Origin of the sequence: Loigolactobacillus rennini DSM 20253 (assembly GCF_001436505.1) — a bacterium.
In the GTDB taxonomy this organism is placed as follows: Bacteria; Bacillota; Bacilli; order Lactobacillales; family Lactobacillaceae; genus Loigolactobacillus; species Loigolactobacillus rennini.
In genome coordinates this window covers 2,033-7,567 of the sequence record NZ_AYYI01000072.1, presented here as the reverse complement: position 1 = coordinate 7,567, position 5,535 = coordinate 2,033, and the positions used below count along the sequence as shown (strand labels likewise).

The window sequence follows — 5,535 nt, the reverse complement described above, 5'->3', positions numbered from 1 at the left end:
CCCTGGCCTGATTCAATCAGCTCCATCATTTCGTTTGTTTTTGCGGCATGATATTCGTCGACAACCGCCATAAAAGGTTCAAAGCCATCAACTGCTCCAGTCTCACGGGACAGCGGCATCACATAAGAGCCATCCTTTAAATTCTTGATCTGCTCACGCACTTTTTTAACATCGTTCTTTAATTCCGGCACTCGTGATACAAAATATTTTAATTGTTTGGCAACCATGTCAAACACAATGCTAGCTTGTTTTTTATCGTTGGCAGCCGTAAATATCTGGCGTCCTTCTCTAGGGTCACGATCAAACAAAAACGCATATAAGACCAACCCAGCCACAATTAAGGATTTACCTTGTTTACGGGCCATCGAGATATAGGCCTTGCGGAAACGTAAGCAATCATTCTCGTCAAACCACCCACGTACCATTGATACAATAAACTTTTGAAATAGCCCCAGTTTATTAATGTTGCCTTTCGGATCAGGTAAAATCTCAATAAAATTGATTACCTTTTTTGCTCGTTTCGGTTTGTAAACAAATGAGAAGTTGTCATCTGATTTAATGCGCCGAATATCCTTTAAGTGCCTGATACAAGCATTTTTCGTATCTTGGCAGGTAATAAACGTTCCCGATAAAACCATGACACAATACTTGTAGGCGTCGTCACGGTACTCATCAGGAATATTTAGTAGTTTTTCATATTTTTTAGAAATCTTAACTTTAGTCATCGTCGTCAACACCAAATCTATCGTAAACGGATTGCTTCTGTTCGCTTTCTGTTGGGACCACCAATCGCATTCGACTATCAATCGTCATCCCTAAGTCGCTGCAGATGGACCGTAGCTCCTTTAACGTATCCATATAAGCCATAAAGGCACCAGTCTTGCGATTACTTTCTGGATCAACCGCACCATCGATGCCCTGCTCTTTACTCATATCCTTATAAAGCCGATCGTTTAGGTCTACAATTTCGCAATATTTACGAATTAAAGAATAATCCAGGTCAGCGATTGGCAACTGTTCAAGCAGCGGCACTACACGCTGCCACTCTTTTTTTGCATTACGAGTCAATCCGCGTGGAACGTTATTAACCTCAATACTTTTAAATTGTTTTAGGCCATTCTCTTTTAATTCAGATCGTTCTAAATCAGCTTTGTTATGATGACCCACTTTCGCAGCATTTAACTTTGGTTTTCTCCCTGGCAACAGCACCACCTCCTTAAAATCAGTGCCCCTAAAATTTTCCATTTCTAGAATTTGGTCACAGATAGGTCCGGCTCGTTTTTTCTGCTTACAAAAAGTAAGTGGGGGTATTTCCCGCCCTCCTTATTTTTTATGTCTGTTTTTGTTTATGAATTTTGTTATGGCAGGCATAACAGACTACCTCTAAATTATTCATATCCAGTCGTTTAGACCAATCTTCCCTCAATTCGACTTTGTGATGAACAATTAAGTTTTTATCGTTAACAATACCTTTTTTAAAACATTCTTGGCAAAGATAATTATCACGTAATAATACTTGTTTTCGCAGCTTCTTCCATTCACTTGAATGATAAAAGCTTGTAAATTGATTATTATTATTATTTCTTCGAACGAAATTGTTATAAACTTTTGTATTTTGTTTTTGTAAATCTTTCAATTCATCTTGAGAATAATTTTTGTTTCCTAATCTCACTTTTGGTTGCCTAAACATAAATGATTTCCTTTCAATTCTTAATGCTTAACCAACACGATTAGCTCCTAAGTTAAAATGATTAAGATATCTAAATCATAGTTCATTGTTTAATTAAATCAGAGACATCGGATTTATATTGTTTTAATTGCTGTTTATGTTTATCTTTAATCTTTTGTTTAGCTTGTTGTTCCAGTTCTCGATCTATCTTGGCTAGCAGGTTACGCTCTTGCCAGCCCGAGACCATGCCGTAATCTGTCCGCCGCACACTGGCACCACCTCTCTACGCTGGCCACCTATTTAACTACCCGTAATAATAGCTCTGCACGTCGCTTGCCCTTTGCTGTAAAGCTGTGCTTTTTAAACGTGCCCACCACTTGAGTATTAGGTAGCACGGAATAGTTTGATATATAGACATTTTCTACTGGCAAGCAGCTATACCATTTAACAAAAGCGTCATTATCAAATCCGCCATACTGGTACTTTGTACCCACATAAGGTGGATCGCAGTAAACGACATCGTCAGCCTTAAACGACAGGTCGCGATAGTCATTAGTTTGAAAAGTTAACTGGGCTAATAAGCTTTCATCTTTTTCCAACTTTTGCAACTGCTGTAAATTTTGCAATTGCTGAAGCTGCTTTAACCTCTCTAACTGCTGCAGACGCGGCAGTTGCTCTAACTGTTTTAAACGTGTAATTTGGTCCAAGTTTTTTAAGTTAGCTATTTTGTCAAGTTGCTGTAGCTTATCTTTACGCCATTGATGATAGCAACGATAAGCCTCCGCAATGGTCCTTGACCCTTTTGCGTAACTATAAAGATCTTCGAAAGGCCAGACATCACTAGGATAAAAAAGGGCTGCTGAAGCTAATGCTTTTAAATCCTCTATTTTTCTGCCCCACAAAAAACTCTTGCAATCGTTAGAAAAAGACCATGCAATTAATGCAATGGTCTTCTCGACGCTGTCTGGTTGGTCTTTATACCAGTTAAATTTTTCTCGTTTCGGCACTAAGAAGGGAGCAAAATCTATATCACCAGCTAATACCGCTTGTAGTGCCTCAACAACATTTTCTTGCTTATCATTATAAAAAACAGTTTTGTATTTTTTTGATGCCAAAGCATGAAAGCTCATTGATCCGCCACCGCCAAACACATCGTAAAATCTATTGCCGCTGGGTAATAAATCAATGATCTGTTGTGCAATTTGTCCCTTATTACCTACATACGGCAAGCCCCTTTTCCATTTATCAACCTCTTTAATACGACCAAGACCTTTCGATTTTGTATATAAAAAAAGCGCCCATTGCTGGACGCTGTTCGTTCTATAAAACTTCTCACATTAACAGTATACAATGCGGTCATGCCGAAAGTCTGCCGTTTTATTGCCGGATTTTTGCCGATTTATTGCCAGAATTATGCCAGATTATTGCCGGTCACGTAGACTACGCAGTTAAGGTAGTGTGCAATGGCTAGCAACGCCTTACCCTTACGCTCTGTGTAGGTCGATGACGAAATATCTAGCGCGTCCATGGCTGTCATGTCCGGATGCTCTGTTTCTAGCCCCTGACAGTAGCGCACTCTTAAGAGTTGTTGATGCGATTGCTTGGGTAATGCCGCAATGGCGCGATCAATGTAGCTAACAAACTTACTACTCTTTTCTTGTCGTACCAAGCGCTCGACTGCATAAGGATCTCGCTCTGCTGTACTGGGAGACGATCCATCACCCCAGTGGCTCGTGATTTTAGGGTTTACTGGCATTTTGGCAAAATAAGCTTTTTCGCGATATTGCATTAATAGTTGTTCGGCGCTTAACTTAGTCTTATCTTTATCAATTGGTAGTAGCTCCATGCACCACGCCACCCTTTATGTTATTATAAATTGTATTAGGTGTTTAGGGCGGCCAGTGATGGCGGCTTTTTTATTTACCTTTTGTCCTATAATTTAAAATGGTTTTTATTCGGTCTCTCGGATTGATATGCCATATCACAGCAACCTCCTTTTACAAAACGGAGAATAATACGTGCCAGCCTCTAAGGATAAAAACGCTGCTGCAATAATTTTAAGTTCTTCAAATTTAACAACAAATCTTTTACCATAAGGATCAATCCCAGTTACCCGCACAGTCGTTTCATCATCCTTTAATAACTCAGAAATCTCTTTAAGCTGGCAATATGGATATTTGTTTTTCATTTAGTCCTCTTCTTTATTTTCAATTTTTATCTGGGAATCAAATGTGTTATTTATCTCTTTCGTTTCTGACTTAATCTCGCTAATGATTTTTTGAACTTCAGACAGTGTTGATCTAATAGTCTTTAAAGCCAAATCAGCAGCTGCCTCATAACTATGCGTATCAATACCACATATTACAGGTTCGTGTTTAACCCATGGGTACAATCGAGCCGGCATTTTAATGTTGAGTCTATAGACAACTATAAAATCGGCAACTTCATTTTCATCCTCACTACGTTCTCTCTTAAGGCTGATTTCAACTTCCCAGCCCGCCCTTACGTACGCTTCTAGAATTCTTGTCTTTTTATACATGTTAAGTGCCTTATCCGTTATTTTCATTATTCTCCTTTATCCAGCGCCTTGATTAAATCAAACGCAAAGCTTTCTGCTACTCGCTTGTGTAATTTGATTCTGCCGGTGTCGCCAGCAGGAAAGCCCTCAATGTAAAGATTAAATTGGCCAAATTTACCACCGATCCTGCAACTATACTCGGCATCAAATTTATTGTCGTAAATCTCATCGTAGTCACTAAAAAACGAATCAGCTTCTTTAGGTTTGAAATTTTTCCAAACTTTATTGGCCAAATTTAAAAACGTTTCGGTAAATGCTTTAAACTCATTATTGGTTAAATTAACAGTGACTCCTGGGGCAAATAATGTTGCAAGCGGTGTGCCATCAAATGCTATACTCTCTTCTTTTCTACCATGTAATTCAACGCCAATCGTTATATCTGAGCGATGTTTGATTAAAAATAAATCTCCTAAACGATATTTAGTCTCTTCCATTGCTGCCTCCACTATTAAGCAATAATACGGACATAATCAGACTTGATTTCTTCAGCTAATTTTTTGGTAAAATATTCTTTGATTTTTTGAATGGCATCATTGCGCCAGTAGCCACCATCGCTCTCGATTAATGATCCTTTCATACCTGGATGCATTCTAAAAATGAATTTGCTTGCCGGTTGCTCCACCTCGGCAAAAGTACGGTACGGCTGTAGTTCAACCGGATTGGGTACTCGGACCTCTCCTTGACTGGCAATACCCGTTTTAACTGTTACAGCTTGTGAGACGCCATCATCATTCGCATTTTTAACATTTTCCTCGCGTAAATTACCCAGTACTTTCATCAGAATTTTGCGGTCAGGCGTGTTGACGAATTGTGCTTGCAGAATAATAAGCAGCTGTTCCGCGTCAATAAAGTCACTAAATGGAATTTCTGGCACGATGGCATCCGCTTGGAGCAAAACTTCGCGGTTATTGTATTTATCCAAACTATTAATCAATCTAACCCGATGGTCATTGACGACATGTAAAATCAATTTTGCATCCCGTCGTTCTTCATTTTTCTGGATATAATCAACCACGCCGGATAAAGTGTGCAGACCCAATGCTGTGCGAACACCTGTTTGAGGGTGTAATTGTTGTAAATAGCGCCCATCAACAACGCCATACTCTGCCCCTGTAGCACTTTTAACAATTTTTTTGCTGCCTAATTCAACTAAATATTGTAATGCTTCTTTTTCAATCATATCGGATCCTCCTAATTATGTTTGCTCTGCAGATCAACAACGTTATTTGCTTTTTGTTCAACTTCTGTAATCGGTTTGCCCTTGTCATCCTTAAGTGTTGAATCTTCG

General features: G+C 39.1%; 10 protein-coding genes. All 10 read right to left on the bottom strand.

What is annotated here, in order from left to right:
* Nucleotides 1-725 (bottom strand): terminase large subunit domain-containing protein (locus FC24_RS08665; protein WP_235807363.1); only part of this gene is annotated, 725 nt, incomplete at its 3' end.
* Nucleotides 718-1,203 (bottom strand): phage terminase small subunit P27 family, encoded by a 486-nt coding sequence (locus tag FC24_RS08660; protein ID WP_083485674.1) that lies wholly within the window; start codon nucleotides 1,201-1,203, stop codon nucleotides 718-720. The genes FC24_RS08660 and FC24_RS08665, both read right to left, overlap by 8 nt.
* A gap of 127 nt (nucleotides 1,204-1,330) precedes the next feature.
* Entirely contained in the window at nucleotides 1,331-1,690 is a 360-nt protein-coding gene (locus FC24_RS08655) for an HNH endonuclease (protein ID WP_057874491.1), read from the bottom strand.
* A gap of 82 nt (nucleotides 1,691-1,772) precedes the next feature.
* Nucleotides 1,773-1,937 carry a hypothetical protein gene (locus FC24_RS11515; RefSeq protein ID WP_157059113.1) on the bottom strand — a complete coding sequence of 55 codons (165 nt, stop codon included), beginning with the start codon at nucleotides 1,935-1,937 and terminating at the stop codon, nucleotides 1,773-1,775.
* A gap of 28 nt (nucleotides 1,938-1,965) precedes the next feature.
* On the bottom strand, nucleotides 1,966-2,898 hold the full coding sequence (locus FC24_RS08650) for a DNA adenine methylase (RefSeq protein ID WP_057874490.1): 933 nt from the start codon (nucleotides 2,896-2,898) through the stop codon (nucleotides 1,966-1,968).
* 182 nt (nucleotides 2,899-3,080) lie between these two features.
* The gene (locus tag FC24_RS08645) at nucleotides 3,081-3,515 is read right to left on the bottom strand and encodes an ArpU family phage packaging/lysis transcriptional regulator (RefSeq protein ID WP_057874489.1); all 435 of its coding nucleotides are present in this window, start codon (nucleotides 3,513-3,515) and stop codon (nucleotides 3,081-3,083) included.
* Between the two features lie 135 nt (nucleotides 3,516-3,650).
* Nucleotides 3,651-3,857 (bottom strand): hypothetical protein, encoded by a 207-nt coding sequence (locus FC24_RS08640; protein WP_057874488.1) that lies wholly within the window; start codon nucleotides 3,855-3,857, stop codon nucleotides 3,651-3,653.
* A complete protein-coding gene (locus FC24_RS08635) occupies nucleotides 3,858-4,208 on the bottom strand; it encodes a hypothetical protein (RefSeq protein WP_157059112.1) in 351 nt (116 codons plus the stop codon).
* 26 nt (nucleotides 4,209-4,234) lie between these two features.
* Nucleotides 4,235-4,681, bottom strand: a complete 447-nt coding sequence (locus FC24_RS08630; protein WP_057874486.1) for a hypothetical protein — start codon at nucleotides 4,679-4,681, stop codon at nucleotides 4,235-4,237.
* A 14-nt stretch (nucleotides 4,682-4,695) separates the two neighbouring features.
* A complete protein-coding gene (locus FC24_RS08625; RefSeq protein WP_057874485.1) occupies nucleotides 4,696-5,427 on the bottom strand; it encodes a hypothetical protein in 732 nt (243 codons plus the stop codon).
* Nucleotides 5,428-5,535 lie beyond the last annotated feature (108 nt).

Excerpts from the sequence above, each read along its gene's own strand:
- FC24_RS08655 (WP_057874491.1), bottom strand. The coding sequence starts at position 1,690 with ATGTTTAGGCAACCAAAAGTGAGATTAGGAAACAAAAATTATTCTCAA.
- FC24_RS08645 (WP_057874489.1), bottom strand. The coding sequence starts at position 3,515 with ATGGAGCTACTACCAATTGATAAAGATAAGACTAAGTTAAGCGCCGAA.
- FC24_RS08640 (WP_057874488.1), bottom strand. The coding sequence starts at position 3,857 with ATGAAAAACAAATATCCATATTGCCAGCTTAAAGAGATTTCTGAGTTA.
- FC24_RS08635 (WP_157059112.1), bottom strand. The coding sequence starts at position 4,208 with ATGTATAAAAAGACAAGAATTCTAGAAGCGTACGTAAGGGCGGGCTGG.
- FC24_RS08630 (WP_057874486.1), bottom strand. The coding sequence starts at position 4,681 with ATGGAAGAGACTAAATATCGTTTAGGAGATTTATTTTTAATCAAACAT.
- FC24_RS08625 (WP_057874485.1), bottom strand. The coding sequence starts at position 5,427 with ATGATTGAAAAAGAAGCATTACAATATTTAGTTGAATTAGGCAGCAAA.